This window comes from Nodularia harveyana UHCC-0300, from assembly GCF_034931085.1.
GTDB classification, from domain to species: domain Bacteria; phylum Cyanobacteriota; class Cyanobacteriia; order Cyanobacteriales; family Nostocaceae; genus Nodularia; species Nodularia harveyana.
Genome location: NZ_JAYGHG010000030.1, coordinates 45,752 through 64,108, shown reverse-complemented (window position 1 = coordinate 64,108; position 18,357 = coordinate 45,752). Strand labels below are relative to the sequence as shown.

Annotated in this window: 15 protein-coding genes; 11 read left to right on the top strand and 4 right to left on the bottom strand. The window is 41.8% G+C overall.

Translation table 11 applies throughout. The features are described 5' to 3' along the window. Positions 1–253 precede the first annotated feature (253 nt). Positions 254–1,363 (bottom strand): S-(hydroxymethyl)glutathione dehydrogenase/class III alcohol dehydrogenase, encoded by a 1,110-nt coding sequence (locus tag VB620_RS16370; RefSeq protein WP_323197221.1) that lies wholly within the window; start codon positions 1,361–1,363, stop codon positions 254–256. A gap of 204 nt (positions 1,364–1,567) precedes the next feature. Here VB620_RS16370 and VB620_RS16365 point away from each other — a divergent pair, with 204 nt between their 5' ends. The 7 genes from VB620_RS16365 to VB620_RS16335 all read left to right on the top strand — a co-directional run bounded on the left by VB620_RS16365 (position 1,568) and on the right by VB620_RS16335 (position 11,197). Continuing rightward, positions 1,568–3,493, top strand: a complete 1,926-nt coding sequence (locus VB620_RS16365; protein WP_323197220.1) for an alpha/beta hydrolase — start codon at positions 1,568–1,570, stop codon at positions 3,491–3,493. An 11-nt stretch (positions 3,494–3,504) separates the two neighbouring features. Next, entirely contained in the window at positions 3,505–4,908 is a 1,404-nt protein-coding gene (locus tag VB620_RS16360; protein WP_323197219.1) for a VMAP-C domain-containing protein, read from the top strand. Continuing rightward, on the top strand, positions 4,905–5,912 hold the full coding sequence (locus VB620_RS16355) for an AAA family ATPase (protein WP_323197218.1): 1,008 nt from the start codon (positions 4,905–4,907) through the stop codon (positions 5,910–5,912). The genes VB620_RS16360 and VB620_RS16355 overlap by 4 nt, the downstream gene beginning before the upstream one ends. Positions 5,913–5,920: 8 nt before the next feature. Then, positions 5,921–8,392 (top strand): formylglycine-generating enzyme family protein, encoded by a 2,472-nt coding sequence (locus VB620_RS16350; protein ID WP_323197217.1) that lies wholly within the window; start codon positions 5,921–5,923, stop codon positions 8,390–8,392. 383 nt (positions 8,393–8,775) lie between these two features. After that, entirely contained in the window at positions 8,776–10,059 is a 1,284-nt protein-coding gene (locus VB620_RS16345; RefSeq protein ID WP_323197216.1) for a valine--pyruvate transaminase, read from the top strand. Positions 10,060–10,062: 3 nt separating this feature from the next. Next, positions 10,063–10,734, top strand: a complete 672-nt coding sequence (rimM, locus tag VB620_RS16340; RefSeq protein ID WP_323197215.1) for a ribosome maturation factor RimM — start codon at positions 10,063–10,065, stop codon at positions 10,732–10,734. Positions 10,735–10,804: 70 nt separating this feature from the next. Continuing rightward, positions 10,805–11,197 carry a four helix bundle protein gene (locus tag VB620_RS16335; protein ID WP_323197225.1) on the top strand — a complete coding sequence of 131 codons (393 nt, stop codon included), beginning with the start codon at positions 10,805–10,807 and terminating at the stop codon, positions 11,195–11,197. On the opposite strand, the gene VB620_RS16330 is transcribed toward VB620_RS16335, so the two are convergent. From VB620_RS16330 to VB620_RS16320, 3 genes are all read right to left on the bottom strand, one after another. Next, positions 11,194–11,403 (bottom strand): hypothetical protein, encoded by a 210-nt coding sequence (locus VB620_RS16330; protein WP_323197214.1) that lies wholly within the window; start codon positions 11,401–11,403, stop codon positions 11,194–11,196. The genes VB620_RS16335 and VB620_RS16330 overlap by 4 nt on opposite strands. Positions 11,404–11,408: 5 nt before the next feature. Next, positions 11,409–12,431, bottom strand: a complete 1,023-nt coding sequence (locus tag VB620_RS16325; protein WP_323197224.1) for a serine/threonine protein kinase — start codon at positions 12,429–12,431, stop codon at positions 11,409–11,411. A 164-nt stretch (positions 12,432–12,595) separates the two neighbouring features. Beyond that, a complete protein-coding gene (locus VB620_RS16320; protein WP_323197213.1) occupies positions 12,596–13,489 on the bottom strand; it encodes an alpha/beta fold hydrolase in 894 nt (297 codons plus the stop codon). A gap of 178 nt (positions 13,490–13,667) precedes the next feature. Between VB620_RS16320 and VB620_RS16315 the strand changes: the two genes are divergently transcribed. The 4 genes from VB620_RS16315 (at position 13,668) to VB620_RS16300 (ending at position 18,178) form a co-directional block, all read left to right on the top strand. Beyond that, positions 13,668–13,862, top strand: a complete 195-nt coding sequence (locus tag VB620_RS16315; RefSeq protein ID WP_323197212.1) for an NAD(P)H dehydrogenase subunit NdhS — start codon at positions 13,668–13,670, stop codon at positions 13,860–13,862. 97 nt (positions 13,863–13,959) lie between these two features. After that, positions 13,960–14,616, top strand: a complete 657-nt coding sequence (locus tag VB620_RS16310; protein WP_323197211.1) for an HAS-barrel domain-containing protein — start codon at positions 13,960–13,962, stop codon at positions 14,614–14,616. A 146-nt stretch (positions 14,617–14,762) separates the two neighbouring features. Then, complete coding sequence (locus VB620_RS16305) at positions 14,763–16,943, top strand: cation:proton antiporter domain-containing protein (protein ID WP_323197210.1); 2,181 nt, start codon at positions 14,763–14,765, stop codon at positions 16,941–16,943. A gap of 275 nt (positions 16,944–17,218) precedes the next feature. Beyond that, entirely contained in the window at positions 17,219–18,178 is a 960-nt protein-coding gene (locus tag VB620_RS16300) for a UDP-glucuronic acid decarboxylase family protein (RefSeq protein WP_323197209.1), read from the top strand. Positions 18,179–18,357: the final 179 nt, after the last annotated feature.

Below are 18,357 nucleotides of genomic sequence, written 5' to 3'. Positions count from 1 at the left end.
GGTAAAGTAGCTAAATGAAATAATTGGTGATTTCTCATACATCTAGTATTTGTTTTTGCCTAGCAAAAAAGCAATACTAGATGCAATCGTTATCACCCACCTTATATCCCGCCACTGATTCGGAGTAGCAAATTCAGTGGGGGACTTACGGCGTAACAGTTAAAACAGTCAACAGTTATCAAGGCCTATGGTAGGAAACTGTAACCCGATGATGCTTCTTAACTGATAACTGATAACTGATAACTGATAACTGTTAAAAAGTCACCACACTGCGAATGGATTCACCTTTGTGCATTAAATCAAAAGCTGTATTAATCTCTTCAATGGGCATAACATGAGTGATTAAATCATCAATATTTATTTTCCCATCCATATACCAATCAACAATTTTCGGCACATCGGTACGTCCCCTCGCCCCACCAAAGGCGGAACCTTTCCAAACGCGCCCAGTGACTAATTGAAACGGACGAGTGCTAATTTCCTGTCCAGCACCAGCGACACCAATAACTACACTTACGCCCCAGCCTTTATGACAGCATTCTAAGGCTTGACGCATAACATTGACGTTGCCAATACATTCAAATGTATAATCAGCGCCGCCTTTGGTTAAGTCTACTAAATAAGGGACTAAATCACCCTCGACTTCTTGGGGATTAACAAAGTGCGTCATCCCAAATTTTTCTGCTAAAGGGCGTTTACTGGGATTAATATCTACACCCACAATCATATTTGCGCCTACCATCCGCGCCCCTTGGATGACGTTTAAGCCAATACCACCTAAGCCAAAAACTACAACATTTGCCCCTGGTTCGACTTTGGCTGTATTAATAACTGCACCGATACCAGTAGTTACACCACAGCCGATATAACAAACTTTATCAAAGGGAGCATCTGGGCGAATTTTGGCGACGGCGATTTCTGGTAACACTGTGTAATTTGCAAAGGTGGATGTCCCCATATAATGATGGAGCATTTCGCCGCCAAGACTAAAGCGACTAGTACCATCGGGCATGACACCGCGCCCTTGAGTTCCCCGAATTGCTTGACAGAGGTTGGTTTTCAGACTTAAACAATATTCACACTGCCGACATTCTGGGGTATATAAGGGAATGACATGATCTCCTGGTTTGAGGCTAGTGACACCTGCACCAACTTCTACTACTACCCCAGCGCCTTCATGTCCTAAAATTGTGGGAAATAAACCTTCGGGATCGTTACCGGAAAGGGTGTAAGCATCGGTATGGCAAACCCCAGAGGCTTTAATTTCAATTAAAACTTCCCCGGCTTGTGGTGGGGATAATTCTACGGTTTCAATAGTCAACGGCTTACCCGCGCCGTAAGCGACTGCTGCTTTAACTTGCATTATGTGATAAAAAATTTTGTTATGGGCTTTTATGAGTTTATCTCAGGGAAGGCTGAAAACAACTCTGAATAATTGACACAGCACCTATTTGGTTAAAATTTTTATATTTGCTTAAGCAGAACTACTATCGTAAATCTACTGTAAATGCTATGGGCAGTGAGCGGCACTGTGTTGTATCTTTGTAGTAAAGTTGGTAAGTAGTCAATGAAGTATAACCGCCGCAAATTTAGGCAATTAATCGAAGCTTTAACCACTAAAGAACTGGATGAATCACTTGATGATTTTCCTGCTGTGCGGAATCAGTTTACTGATGGACAGGAAAAATATCTGAGAGACAGAATAATTCTTGACTATTTTGAAAAACATCAAGAAGAAATTTATAAATTATTAGACGCTATTAAAGAGTGTAATTTAACTGCTTATAATAAATACGTTTCGGAGTTAGAGAGTTCTGAAAATTCACAAGCTAATTTAGCCCCAAATAAAAACTGCGATATTCTAGTTCTCGCCGCCAATCCCATCGGTACTGACAGACTGCAATTGGAGGAAGAAGCCAATCTAATTAGACTGCGATCGCAAGAAGGAGAATTTGGAAAAAACTATATAGTTAAAGTCGAAAGAGCCGTTCAGGTAGAAGAACTGTCTAAATATTTGCTGCAATATCAACCGCTAATTCTCCACTTTAGCGGTCACGGTAGTCCCAGTGGTGAAATTATTTTAAATAACTCTCAAGGACAAGCGCAGTCAGTTTCGCCAGAAACACTTGCAGAATTGTTGGCTGTGCTTCAGGGACGGATAGAATGTGTGGTATTTAATGCCTGTTTTTCATTAGAGAAAGCCGATGCACTAGCAGATAAAGTTAGCTGTGTTGTTGGTATGAGTAAAGAAATTGGCGATCGCTCTGCCGTAACATTTGCCGCAGGGTTTTATCGAGGTTTAGGATTTGGTAGGGGATATTACAGTGCCTTTGAACTTGGTCGAAATGAAATTAAATTATTGAATTTGCCAGATAGTGCAGTGCCACATTTTATCACTCGTGATACATCGCTTCTTCAGCGAGAGGTGGTAGAACCAAGGGTGACTCGTGCTGTTTCCCAAAATTTCCTATCTTCCCCAGATTCAGATTCCCCACAGTCAACAAAAGCTACCCTATATACTCTTTGGTTTGGGACTAACCGCAGACCCAATAATCTACAGGATCTATCCCTTGGATTTTCAGGAGAGCGCGATCGCCAGCTTCACTATGGCACTTGTCAAGTAGCAGTACCAAAGTCTCATAAAATCGGCTCTACTGGTTCTCCCTTCTGGCAAAGATTGTTAACACTTACAGATGATCGTCTCAAACTCCAGCCAGAGAGTCTGAAATTATTGCAGGAAAATAATTTTTGGAGCGAAATTCAAAAGACGTTGCAAGCAAATCAGCCAGATGAGCGTTCGGCTTTAGTCTTCATTCACGGTTTTAACGTCAGTTTTGAGGATGCAGCTTTACGAGCAGCGCAGATAGGGGTAGATTTGCAATTTCCAGGGATTATGGCATTTTATAGCTGGCCGTCAAAAGGAAAACTAGCCAGCTATCCAGCAGACGAGGCGACGATTGAAGCCAGTGAGAGATATATTGCTGAGTTTTTACTTAACCTAGCGCAAAAGAGTGGGGCAGAAAAAATCCATATTATTGCTCATAGTATGGGAAATCGCGGCTTACTTAGAGCAATGCAGCGAATTTTGGCTCAAGTTCAAGCTGAGAGTAAAATCTCCTTTGGACAAATCTTTCTCGCTGCTCCTGATGTTGATCCGGATATCTTTGAAGAATTAGCCCAAGCTTATCAAAATCTGGCTGAACGCACGACTCTTTATATTTCTGCTAAAGATAAAGCTTTGGCAACATCAGGTATTATTCATGATCATCCCCGTGTTGGGTTTTTTCCCCCGATTACAGTTGTTAATGGCATAGATACAGTAGAAGTTTCTAATATTGATTTAACATTTCTAGGTCATGGTTATTTTGCAGATGCTCGTGATTTGCTTCAAGATATGCACCAATTGTTGAGAAATAATTCATCTCCTGAACAACGATTTGGGTTGCGAAGACAACAAGAAAATGGGCAAAACTATTGGATTATTGGGAGGTAGATTAGTAGTCAATGAAGTACGACCGCCCCAAATTGAGAACATTAATTAACTCTTTAACTGCTTCAGAACTGGATGAAGCACTTGATTATTTTCCTGCTGTGCGGAATCAGTTTACTGATGGACAGGAAAAAAATAAGAGAGTCAATATAATTCTTGACTATTTTGAAAAACATCAAGAAGAATTTGATAGCTTTTTAGAAGCTATTAAAAAGTGTAATTTAACCGCTTATAATAGATATGTTCTGATATCAAACAATACAGATAGTAAATTAATCGAGGAATTAACAGATATATTACCTCAACAAGATGACTTATTTGGGCGATGTGTTAAGCGAGCGTATCAAGATTTTATATTACAATTGGCAAATGACGATGACTTAAATAGTGAGAGTTTAGATGAAATTTTGGATATACTAAAAGAATATGATAAACAATTAGTAATTTTGCAATTTATTTCTCGATTAGTTGCCTGTATCTTAATTAGAGATAGCATAAAATATAAATCAATAATAGATAAGATAAAAAAAGTAGCAAGAGCTAATTTTTTAAAATATGGAATAAATCAAACTGACTTTACTAAGAAAATTAATCACTTTAAGAAGAAATATCAAGAATCATCTAATATAAGTTATTTAATGGTTTCTATCAAGGACAATAATGCTTATCCCAATACATTTCAAATTTCTGGTTGGTTGGCAAGTGATGAAATTATTAAAAATTCTGAATCAGATTTAATCCCGTTAAATAATCAACATTCTGGGGTGAATTTTGAAGAATGCCAAGTAACAGAAAACCTTTATGCTTTAGAACAAATCCAAGAGATAGTCAGAAATTATCAACGACAAATTAATTGCATCAGAGAAGTTGATAAATTAATTATTGAGTTTTTTTTGCCTGCTTCTCTACTATGTTTAGATGTAGATAAATGGATAGCAGACCCAAAGCATCAAATTCTTTGGGGATCGCTATATCAAGTTAGGATTCGATCTTTAGACCGCCTCAGTATTCAATATCGAGATCGCAAGGAGATATGGAAAAGGAAATGGATAGCTGTGCAAAAATGTAAGAATCCTTCCCAGCAATTTGTCTCCAGTTATTCTAACTGTAATGCTGATACCCTCGTTCGTCGGTTGCAAGATGAAAAGTTTGTGGGCTTGAAACTGAGTTCGGTTTTAAAATCAGATTATGTAAGTATTGCTTCAGCTTTATACTATACGGGAACACCCATTGCGCTCTGGTTAAGATGCGATCCCCAGGACGGTGATTGTAAAACACAACTTAATAAATTATTGGAAGTTGAGCATTTATTACAACTTCCAAACCAAATTTTTGAACAACGCTGTAAATCAAATCAGCATATTTCCCTGATCTGGGATGATCCAAACCGCGTAACTCCTAACTATCAACTCAAATGAACGACTGGAAAATCTTTAAAAAAGACAGTAAACCCCATGACGGAATTAAACGCCTACCTACAGCACCAAGTTGGCGTAGTTTCAGTTCGACAGCAGGAGAAAAGACTGAAGAAGAAAAACGCGGGGCAACGTTTCAAATTCGAGATGAAGAAGTAGAATTAGTTAATGCAGCCCTATATTTGCGCCGTCCTTTGTTAGTGGAAGGAAAACCAGGGACAGGAAAAACCTCTCTTGCCTACGCGATCGCACATCAATTAAAATTAGGCCCAGTCCTACGATGGAACATCACAACTCGTTCTACTTTAACAGAGGGTCTTTACAGTTACGACGCAGTAGGACGGTTACAGAGTATCAGGAGACAACATCACGATTCCCCAAGTTCAGACAATAGCACAGACAAGCCAGAAACTAATCAAGGAGACGATATTGGTAAATATGTCCGCTTAGGGGCAGTAGGCACAGCTTTATACAAAAGTCAAGAGAAAAAACCCAGAGTTCTACTGATAGATGAAATTGATAAAAGTGATATTGACTTGCCCAATAATCTCCTGCATATTTTTGAAGAAGGGCAATTTGATATTCCCGAATTAGCTCGGATCAAAAAACAGCAAGCTCAAGTCACAGTGTTTACATCTGAAAATGAAGAAGTAGAGATTGAAGGAGGAAAAATACCCTGTTCAGCTTTTCCCTTTGTAATTCTCACAAGTAACGGAGAACGGGATTTTCCCCCGCCGTTTTTACGTCGCTGTATTCGCTTGACTATGCCAGACCCTGACTCTGAACGCATCAAAAAAATTGTTCAGGCTCACTTTCAAGAAGACCAAGACATTTTAGCAAAAGCCAAGCCGATTATCGAGAAATATCAAGAATTACAAAAAAAAGGACAATTAGCAACCGACCAGCTATTAAATGTTATCTATCTCGTCACTAGAAAAGATTTTCCAGAGATGGATAAAGATAAATTTATCGAGAAATTATTACAGTATTTATCTAACTTAGTTTGAGAGGATATATGTCTGCGCCGCCAGAAAAAGAAAACCCTAAATTAGCAGAAGCAGAAATTAACCTAACGGCGCAGCAGTTAGCAGATATTATCTGGTTAATGGTTCAAATTAAGCCGTCACTTGATACTGCTGAAGTTGAGCCACTTCCAAATCAAGGTAATTCCTCGATAATCTCATTACCTCCCAAATCTGAGATCATTGATTCTACACAGATTGCTGAACCAATAGTAAATACAGCCTCTGTTTATGCAGATACTCCCGCTAATTACCGTTCTGAATCTGCATCGGCGGGATTACCACTTAAAATTACTGATCCCCTAGCACTGAGAAATAATTTAGCATTAGGTAGATCGCTCCGGCCATTAATGCGAAAAGTCCCCTCCTTAACCGAAACGGTTTTGGATGAAGAAGCAACCATCAATAGCATTGCTGAAGAAGATTTCTGGCTTCCCATATTTCAACCTGTCTCGACTCGATGGCTAGAAGTCGCTTTAGTGATTGAAGAAACAGCAAGATATCCCCTCTGGCGACAAATAATCACAGAATTTCAGCAACTTTTAGAGAGACATGGAGCATTTCGTAATGTTAGCCTATGGCATATCAAAATGGGCAATGAGGGCGAAGTACAACTTTATCTCAAACACCGACAAGCCAGTTTAAAAGAACTGAATGATCCCAGTGGTAGACGTTTAATTTGGCTAGTTAGTGACTGTGTATCACCAATTTGGCACGATGGCTCTTTACTAAAGGTGTTGAGAGATTGGGCTAAAATGCAACCAGTTTCCTTACTTCAGTTATTACCAGAACGGTTATGGTTGCGGACAGCTTTAGGCTGGGGAATGGAAGTGCAATTGTACTCAGAAAATCCAGGCGTTCCCAATCCTCGGTTATTAAAAACCCGCCCACCTGTAGATAAAGACTTCAATTCTCCCCAAGCTTTAACTTTACCCATTATCACCTTAGAATCTTTTCCCATGAAAAACTGGGCAAAAGTTTTAGCAGGGGTAGGAGGAAGTAGGACACCAGGGTTAGTTTTTCTCCCAGAAAAAATTACGTCTGAAGCTACTGTGAATGATGACGAAGACAACCAGCTTTCTGCTAAAGCTAGGGTAAGTCGTTTTCAGGCCGCTGCTTCCCCTCTATCTCGTCAGTTAGCGCGGATGATGGCGGCGGTTCCTGTCAGTTTACCTGTAATTCGACTGATTCAGCAAACCCTATTACCTGACTCCCATGCGGTTCATCTAGCAGAAGTTTTGATGGGTGGATTACTTAAACCAACAGCAGAACAACCTAGAAATCAGGTAAATGAAGAAGTTAATTACGAATTTTATCCTGGTGTGAGAGCAGAACTGATCAAAATCACACGCAAAAGTCAGACTATTGATGTCATTCTCTGTCTTTCTGAGTTTATTAATAGACAGTTGCAATTAAGACAATCAGTCAGAAATTTTGATGCAATGTTGTTTAATCCTGATGTAGAGGTTGACCCGGATTATTTACCTTTTGCTCGGATTACGGCTGAAACTTTACAGCTATTAGGGGGAGAATATGCTGATATGGGTGAGCAAATTCAGCACAAAATTTCCCACACATCAGAAGCATTAGCTTTATCCACTGAGAAGTTTGAAACCGTCACTGTTAACCGTAGCGGGGAAATTATTAAGCAAGAAACCAAAACCGCCCAATATTTCACCGAAAGCCTACCCAGTAATGTCACCTTAGAAATGGTGTCCATTCCCGGCGATAAATTCCTCATGGGTTCACCAAAAGATGAAGCTGAAAGTTCTGATAGAGAAAGACCTCAGCATGAAGTCACAGTTTCCCCATTCTTTATGGGTAAATACCCCATTACTCAAGCACAGTGGCGGGCTGTAGCCGCTCTCCCGCAAGTAAATAGGGAACTGAAGCCTGACCCATCGAAATTTAAAGGGGAGCAAAGACCTGTAGAGCGAGTTTCTTGGTATGATGCAGTGGAGTTTTGTCAGCGTCTGACTGCCCATACCAAAAAGCAGTACAGCTTACCTAGTGAAGCAGAATGGGAATATGCCTGTCGTGCCGGAACTACTAGCCCATTTCACTTTGGTGAGACAATCACATCAGAACTGGCTAACTATGATGCTACTTCCATTTATGGCAAGGGTGTAAAAGGAACCTACAGAGAGGAGACTACACCTGTGGGCAGTTTTAAGGTAGCTAACAACTTTGGACTATACGATATGCACGGGAATGTCTGGGAATGGTGTCTGGACGATTGGCACGATAATTATGAAGGTGCGCCAACAGATGGTAGTGCATGGTTTAATGACAATGATAACCTTTCTCAAAAACAAGGATCTGCCGTTCTGCGGGGCGGTTCCTGGTTCAACAATCCTACTATCTGCCGTTCTGCGTCTCGCCTCAATTATCTTAGGGCGGGGCGCGACTTCATCATCGACTTTCTTGGTTTTCGTGTTGTTTGTGCCGTCGGGAGGATTCTTTAGTAGCCCTTTATACTTTTCCTCTTTTGCCCTCTACCCTTCTTGTGCCGAAACTTCTCATAGTGGTTATTTTATCACTTGTTATAAGAGATTAATCGCTGTCAAAGTTTAACACTCAAAACAGTCAACCCAACTGATTTTATTTTGGATACTACCGTGTACACACAAGTGATCTGATCCCCCTAAATCCCCCTTAAAAAGGGGGACTTTGATTCTAATTCCCCCCGTCTCAAACAGGGCTAGGAGGGATCAAAACGTGATGAGGTAACTTGATAGGACTTGTGTGTACACCGTAGGCGCGCGAGGAGGGGGCTATGATGTACCTTTATATAATTGGATACCGCTATATTATATTGATAACTGATAACTGATAACTGATAACTGATATGAACCCTGCCCTAACTAAAATTGGCGCTCAAATGTCTAACCTAACTGGCGTAAGAGCGATTATGAAGGACATTATCGAAACGTTAAAGGCTGGGGCGGGGCAAGAATTTATGAATTTGAGCGCTGGGAACCCGTTGATTTTGCCGGAGGTGGAACAGTTGTGGCGGGACTGTACGGCGGAGTTGCTGGCTGGTTCTGAGTATGGTGAGGTGGTTTGTCGTTATGGTTCTAGTCAGGGTTATGGACCTTTAATTGAGGCGATCGCCAATGACTTTAACAAGCGCTATGGTTTAAACTTGAGCGATCGCAATATTTTAATTACCCCCGGTAGTCAAAGCCTTTATTTCTACGCTGCCAATGCCTTCGGTGGTTACACAAGTAACGGCGAATTGAAGGAAATCGTTTTGCCTCTCAGTCCCGACTATACGGGTTATGGCGGTGTTTCTTTAGTGCCAGAAGCCTTAATCGCCTATAAACCAACTTTAGATATTGATGCAGCCGCACACAGATTTAAATATCGTCCAGATTTCAGCCAACTGTCAATTTCAGAAAGCACCGGATGCGTGATTTTCTCTCGTCCCTGTAACCCCACTGGTAATGTTCTGAGCGATGATGAGGTGAAAAAGATTGCGGCTTTAGCTGCACCTCACGATGTGCCTGTATTAATTGACTCGGCTTATGCGCCGCCTTTCCCAGCTTTGAATTTTACAGAAATGACACCTGTATTTGGTGGTAATATTTTGCACTGCATGAGTTTATCTAAGGTGGGTTTACCCGGAGAACGCATCGGTGTGGCAATTGGTGATGAAGGCATGATCCAAGTGTTGGAGTGCTTCCAAACAAATTTGTGTATTCACCCCTCACGCTATGGACAGGCTATAGCGGCGATCGCCATTAATTCTGGTGCTTTACCTCAAATCGCTGTTGATGTGATTCGTCCCTTCTACCAGAAGAAGTTTACTTTGCTGGAAGATACTTTAGATACATCAATGCCCAAGGATTTACCTTGGTTCCTCCATCGCGGTGAAGGTGCAATTTTTGCTTGGTTGTGGCTCCAGGATTTACCGATTACTGATTGGGAATTTTACCAGGAACTGAAGCAGGTGGGTGTGATTGTTGTTCCTGGTAGTAGCTTTTTCCCTGGTTTGCGAGAAGAATGGCCACACAAGCATCAGTGTTTACGCATTAGTTTGACTGGTAGTGATGAGGAAATTGTTACGGGTATGCAGCGTTTGGCTCAGGTGGCTGAAGGGGTTTATCAGCGTGCTGTTGTGAGTGCTTAAGTTATGAAAACGAACCGCCAAGGCGCAAAGGTCGCCAAGAAGAAGCAGGGGAGCAGGGAGCAGGGAGCAGGGGGGAAGTTTCTCAACCCAGTCCCCAATGCCGATGAATGGTTGGAAATTGGGAAGATTGTCGCTCCTCAAGGTTTGTCTGGGGAGTTGCGGGTTTATCCGGAGTCGGATTTTCCGGAGCGGTTTGAGGTTCCGGGGACTCGTTGGTTATGGCATCCTGGGGATCAGGAACCGCAACCTGTGGAGTTGTTGTCGGGACGCTATGTGGAAGGGAAAAATCTTTGTATCATTTCTTTGGCTGGGGTGACAAATCGCAATGATGCTGAGGCTTTACGTGATTATAAGTTGATGGTTCCTGCTAGCGATCGCCCCCAATTGGGTGAAGATGAATATCATGTCACCGATTTAATCGGGATGTTGGTTTTTATGCAGGAATCTGGGGAACTGGTGGGGGAGGTGGTAGATGTAATTCCTGCTGGTAATTTTTTATTGGAAGTCAAACTACATCAGCAAAATCCAGATGTCGAGTCAGAAACATCACAGCCGCAATCACCGAAGAAACTTTTGATACCCTTCGTTAAGGCGATCGCCCCCGTGGTAGATTTACCCTCCCGTCGCATTGAAATTACTCCCCCTCCTGGTTTGTTAGAACTCGCCATTGGGTAGGGAATTGGGGAGTGTGGGGGGTGTGGGGAGTGTGGGAAGATAAAGAGGAGAATGATTGCAATTAAAGATGATGGAAGAAAAAGGGAAAAAGTATTTTAGAACTCATGAGGATTTAGCCATTTATCAATTGGCATTTGAAACAGCGATGCAAATTTTTGAATGTTCTAAAAAGTTCCCAGTTGAAGAAAAATATTCATTGACGGATCAAATTCGTCGCTCCTCCCGTTCAGTCTGCGCTAATTTAGCAGAAGCTTGGAGAAAACGCCGATATAAGGCAGCTTTTGTGGCTAAACTGAATGATTGCGAGGCAGAAGCGGCAGAAACTCAAGTTTGGTTAAAGTTTGCCGTTAAATGTCAGTATCTCACGGTCGAACAAGGAAGAGAACTTTACGGAACTTACAATCAAGTCCTTAGTGGGTTAGTAAATATGATTACCCATCCAGATGATTGGTTACTCGATTAACTCTCCACACCTCCCACACTCCCCACACCTCCCACACTCCCCACACCTCCCACACTCCCCACACCTCCCACACTCCCCACACCTCCCACACTCCCCACACCTCCCACACCTCCCACACCTCCCACACCTCCCACACCTCCCACACTCCCCACACCTCCCACACTCCCCACACTCCCCACACTCCCCACACTCCCCACACCTCCCACACCCTCTACTCCCTACTCCCTACTCCCGACTTCATGATTTCCATCCGGTTGACTATACCTCCTGGGAGGGGAATGATCACAGTTGTAGCTGCGGCTGCAATGATACTAATTATGGCTAGGGAAATTACAACTGTTTTTTGTCTCAGTTTAATTGCCGCCATTAAAGTATCTGTGTTACTATGCATACAACTAACTGAAATTTTCTCAAGTGCTTTTAAAGCTAGAGAAGCATTCCTATAGCGGTGTTTACACTTAAGTTTTACCAATTTCATTAACCAGCATTTCAAACGCGGATTAACTTGGGTCAAGGGTTTTGGGAAATTAAAGCGATATTTGTGATCTATTAACTTACAAATATCAATGGAACGAGTATCACTTAGTAAACAAATCAGTGTGACACCTAAACTATACAGGTCTGAAGCCTGGGTGAGAGGATAGCCAAGCTGTTCCTCTGGAGGCATAAAACCAGGGGTTCCAGAAGCAAAGCTGCTGAGGGCTGTTTTCACTCCCTGCAACCTCGCCAAGTCAAAATCAACTAGGTAAGCATTCAGGTTTTCATCAACCAAGATGTTTTCTGGTTTAATATCCCGATGAATAATTGAGTCGTCTCTTTGTTGCAGATAAACTAATATCTCTAAAATTGATATCGCTATTTTTTGGATTTCTTCCAGGTTATAGCTGCGTCGTAACCCTAGTGATGGAGCATTTTTATATTCCTGTACTAAATAGAAATTTTTTGTCGTTTCAAAGGATTCTATATAGCGGGGAATACGAGGATGATTAAGTTGTCGCAAGATTTGAATTTCACGTTCATAAGTCTTTAAACCCGACAGGTCAGTACTGGTAATGGCAATATTGAACTCTTTAATGACTACCTGTTGATTAGAGTTACAAACCTGAGCTAGATAAGTAATGCGCCCCTCGACTTCGTTGCGTCCTAGTTCTTGAATGATTTTATAGCCTAACTGGGAAACATCAGGATAATGACTGAGGCAAATCACCTCTTGATTATCTATATCAAGCTTCATTACACCACCATCTGAGTTTGATTTTGTCAAGCTGTAATTAACAAATGTAAGAAGTATTCACCCAGTATGATGACTTTCTCTACACAAATATGGATTGTATTGAGCAGAAAATAGTCTTTGCATCTATCTCCATAGATGCCCAGAGTGGGCATCTGTAGGCTCAACTATTGTTTTTGCTCTAACCAAGCGATAATCTGGGCGTTAACAATATCTGGAACTTCATCGTGGGGACAATGACCAGCGTTAGGAATGGGAACAATCTTGATATCTTTGCCATTCTCCCTGGCCTGTTCATAAATCTTCGCCCCAGTAATTGGTGTCCAAGGATCATTTGCACCCCAAACTACTAATAATGGACGTGTGATTTTGGGCAATAGTTCCTCTGGAGTGGGGCCAGGAGGGGCTGTGAGGATGGAGGCAAAAACTTCCTGCGCTCCGGGATCACAAGATGGGGTATAAAGAATATCAATTAATTCATCTGTGACGGCTTCCCGGTTGTGGTAGACTTGGTATAGGGTGCGACGAATTTGGGATTTTTGACGAATGCGATTATAGACGAATTTACCTGTAATGGGCGATCGCACAAATTTGTTAAAAGCTGCCATCACCATCCGTAAAACTGGGTTTAATTCATGGGGTCGATGGCTCAAACCACCAGCAGAGTTAATTAAAACACCACCAGCCGAAATTTCGGGATATTCCGCCAATACCATCAAGCTTAAAAGTGCGCCAATGGAATTACCCACAAATACCGCAGGTTCCTGGATATGTGCGTCCCAAAAATCCTTCAGTAGTTGTACCCACACTTCCACAGTGTAATTAATTGGTGCTTTATCCGAACCACCAAAGCCCAAAAGATCCAAAGCAAAAACCCGGTAACCTGCATCAGCTAAAACCGGAATATTTTTCCGCCAGTGACCGATAGAAGCACCAAAGCCATGAACCAGTACCAAAGGGCGACCAGTACCCATGACGGTATATTGAATTTTATAGTCCTGCCAAGTCCAAACAAATTTTTCTAAGGTTGCTAAGGGTAGCTGCTGTGTAGTTCCGGTCATTATTAAAATTCATGAAGTATTCTCCTATATAGTATTTTCCCTGAAGGTTAAGATTTCTGGCAAAAATCCTATTTTGGGAACATCTCCATTATTCAATAGGCTAGGAACTAGAGACCCTTAACTGTAGACTAAGAATAGGTATTAAGCTATTAATAGTAAACTAGCGAGGGTAAACATTATGATTCTGCCTGGATCAACAGTTCGCGTCAAGAATCCCGCAGACACTTATTATCGCTACGAAGGACTTGTACAACGGATCAGTGATGGCAAGGTAGCTGTAATATTTGAAGGTGGCAACTGGGATAAAATGATTACCTTTCGCCTCTCAGAATTAGAACCGGTAGAACTGACAGCCGGAAGAAAAGGTAAATAGACGAATAGTCATTAGTTATCAGTTATTAGTCATTCAGTCAGTAAAAAAACTGGTGACTAATTACTGCAAATCTCATGGCTAAGGAAAAATCACTAAAATGCGTCTACCTTTACCACAGTTTGCCACAAGCGATCGCCATCCCAACCACATTGCGGAAGTAATCGAAACTACTTCTACTGAATTTTTAGCACAATGTTTGGAACCAGAAGACTTGAGTTTCCCTCCCATGCCGCCTTTTGGTAGTTGGGTACGTGCTGTTGATGAAGAGTCAGGTAATGAAATTTATGCTGTGTTGTATAACGCCACAACCATGCCTATAGATTCAGTACATCGGGCTGTAGCCCTGGGTTTATCATTGCAAGATTTACGCGAGGAACAACCCCAAATTTTTGCCATGCTGAAAACTGAATTTCGGGCTGTAATTGTAGGGTTTCGGCATTCCTCCCAGTCTTTAGGCACTAACCAAGGGATATATCAGTATTTGCCACCTCGTCCTCCGCAAATTCACCAAGCAGTTTATCTCTGTGAACCAGAAGCCATCATCAAATTCACTGAGGAACTAGATTTTTTGCGGACGTTACTAACCATAACTGGTGCGCCAGTGGAAGCATTAACAGCAGCAGCTATTCGTCATGTTTACCAGTTACGCAAAACTGACAAACAATGGCTAACTAAAGCTGGACGAACTCTCAGCGTTTTATTAAAAGATGATTACGATCGCTTACGGTTTATTTTAAGTCAAATCCATCCATAGGCAGCTAATTATTAGACAGTTAGCTCAGTAATGTCAATAAACATTTGTGAATTTTTTATCTGGGTAGCTGTTACTTCAACAGTCAATTTTAACTCCCCTTTCTACTAAATAATTCTAATTTTACGTCGCTCCTAAAAGTCCAATCTATGGAATTAATATTACAAGTTCTTGCCGTGGAACCAACTTCTCAAGTTCTCAGCCAGGAACCAATAGTAGCCTTTGCTGTGTTGGTAGTGGTGATTTTAGTCATACCCATCCTGTTTGAGAGACTGAGACTACCGGGATTAATCGGCTTAGTTTTGTCTGGGGTGGTATTGGGTCCATCAGGCTGGAACTTTTTTCACACAGAATCACCAATTCCCAGCTTGCTATCAGATATTGGTTTACTTTATTTGATGTTTGTAGCAGGTTTAGAAGTGGAAATCAAGCATTTCCGCCGCCGCAAACAACGCTCCTTGGGATTTGGTCTTCTTACCTTTAGTTTCCCCTTAATCATTGGTATCTTCATAGGACAGATATTTGATTTGGGGTGGAATGGGGCGCTGTTAATGGGTTCTGTATTGGCTTCTCATACCCTGGTAGCCTATCCTATTCTCCGTCGTCTGGGGGTCATCAATCATAACGAAGCAGTCACTGTCACAATGGGAGGCACGGTTTTTACTAATCTTAGTGCTGTGCTGGTATTAGCTATTTGTCTAACTAGGAATAGCACTGAGATATTTCAGTTAGATGAATTACTGCCCTTATCAATGTGGTTGAGTGTTTACACCATAATTATTTTAGCCGGATGTGATTGGGCAGGGAAAGAATTTTTCCGGCGATGTGGAGACGATGAAGGCAATAAGTTGTTATTTGTGTTGTTCACCGTATTTCTAGCGGTGGTAGGCGCTCAATTTATTGGCATAGAACCAATTATTGGCGGATTTTTAGCAGGTTTAGTAGTTAACACAGGCGTGGGTGAGGGACCACTAAAAAACAAGCTGATATTTATTGGTAGTGTCCTATTTATTCCTATTTTCTTAGTTAATTTTGGGTTAATGATTAACCTATCGGCGACAGTTACCACCCTGGAATTAACGGTGTTGATTGTAGTGGGTTTAATCAGCAGCAAATTCCTGGCGGCTTTATGTACAAAACTGCTTTACGGCTACAACTGGGGAGAAGTGTTAACTATATGGTCGCTATCAATCCCTCAGATGGGTACAACTTTAGCTGCTACTTTTGTGGGTTATCGGGCTGGTTTGCTACCAGAAGCAGTTTTAAATAGTGTGGTGGTGCTAATGGTGGTGACGGCACTGTTAGGGCTATGGATGACCAATCAGACAGCCAGGGCTTTAGTGGTTACAGCAGTTCCAGAAGCACCTGCGACTAGTGAATCGGAGGAGACTACAGAAACAAAGTACCTTCCGGTGACGATAGTTGTACCTCTGTATAATCCTCAAACTCAGCAGTATTTGATGGAAATGGCGGCATTATTAGCCAATCAAGCCGAGGCTAAAATTATACCATTGGCGATCGCCACAGCTGCTGCCCAAATGGATGCACCACAGTTAGAAGCTTCTCTGCGCCGTAGTCAACGGTTACTAGCAAAAGCCACAGCCCAAAGTCGATTATTAGGAGTAGAAGCAGAACCATTACTGCGAATTGATGATGCTTTTGCTTTAGGTATTAGTCGCGCCGCGCGTGAACAACAAGCCAGTTTAATTCTCATGGGTTGGGGTAAACACACTGGATTCAGAGCGAGGTTGTTTGGTAATGTCATTGATAACGTCATTTGGTCTGCTCATTGTCCTGTAGCAGTGACACGCCTGATGGACTCACCCAAAAAAATTCAACGTATTTTAGTACCAATAGAAAATTTAACAGCCTCACCATTGCAACCTGTAGAATTCGCCCAAATGCTAGCTGAGGCTAATCAAGCCCAAGTTACTGTCCTTCATATATGCAGCAGTGAACCTCGTGGGTGGCGAAATCATAGCCGGAGCAATTCCCCCGAAATCGCCTCCAAGCGAACTGACAAATCAGCGCTGGCGCGATCGCACCTCACGGAATTAATCTCTCAATTAGACCTGGTTAATCCCCCAGACATTCAAATTATCGCCCATGAAAATGCTACCCAAGCAATTTTACAGGCAGCCAGATTATATGATTTAGTCGTATTACCTTTTATTCGTAATCGTTCCCATGCTGGTGGGTTAGCTATCAGCGATATGACTACCCAGTTAGCTGGACAACTTACCTGCTCTATTGTGATGTTGGGAGAACCCCAAGACAGTCAAAAGAAAATTTTCATCCCAGATATTTCCTCACCCACATTGATTAGTTAATCCATAAATCGGCTGTTTTTTACTTATAGCAATCGCCAATCAGGTTCGGACACAAACAGATCATTAAACCCTATTCCCTGCTTTCACTAACCTTGAGTAAAATCACGAGGTTAAATATTTGATGAATTCTCACCCAAATACAACTATATTCAGGCTATATTTGATACATTGTAATCTCACTGGTGTCACAATTTATCTATTTGTGACTCAAAACTTGGTACTCTAACGTAGTGTTAAAAAGCAAATATAATTATTTATAAAGTTACTGGGAAACTATGAGAATTTTAGTCACAGGCGGTAGTGGGTTTATTGGTTCCCATCTAATTGATAGGTTAATACCCGCAGGACATGAGGTTATTTGCTTAGATAACTTTTACACAGGCCATAAAAATAATATCCTCAAATGGATCAATAATCCCAATTTTGAATTGATTCGCCATGACATCACAGAACCAATTCGCTTAGAAGTGGATCAAATTTATCATTTAGCCTGTCCCGCTTCTCCCGTACATTATCAGTACAACCCTGTGAAAACTGTGAAAACTAACGTCATGGGGACAATGAATATGTTGGGACTAGCTAAACGGGTGAAGGCGAGGTTCTTTTTGGCTTCAACTAGCGAAGTTTACGGTGATCCAGAAGTTCATCCCCAAACCGAAGAGTATCGGGGTAGCGTTAATCCCATCGGTATCCGTTCATGTTACGACGAAGGGAAACGCATTGCCGAAACTTTGGCATTTGATTACTACAGACAAAATAAAGTCGAGATTCGCGTCGCCCGGATTTTCAATACCTACGGGCCGAGAATGTTAGAAAATGATGGACGGGTGGTGAGTAATTTCATTGTGCAAGCTTTACAGGGTAATCCTTTAACTGTGTATGGTGATGGCTCCCAAACTCGGAGTTTCTGTTATGTTTCTGACTTAGTAGAAGGGTTTATCCGCCTGATGAATGGTGACTACGTTGGCCCTGTGAATTTGGGAAATCCTGGGGAATACACAATTTTGGAATTGGCTGAAGCTGTACAGAATATGGTCAACCCGGACGCAAAAATTAAGTTTGAGCCACTACCTTCTGATGATCCCCGTCGTCGTCAACCTGATATTACTAAAGCTAAAACTTTGTTAAATTGGGAACCGACGATTCCCCTACAAGAAGGCTTAAAACTAACAGTAGCAGATTTCCGCGATCGGCAAAGCCGCACCGCAGGCGAAGTCATGACAGCTCATACCTAGAATTGGTTTGGTGGTAGCCATAAACGCTGCTAGAAATATTTGTGCAGGTTGATCTAGTAGCCTGTGCCATAGTTACTGAAGAAGTATGGGGGAAGGGGTACAAAGCTCCGCCTGGGTCTTCTCCCTGCTCCCCTGCTTCTTTTGACTGGTCTTACCAGTGAAAAACAATTGTCATATTT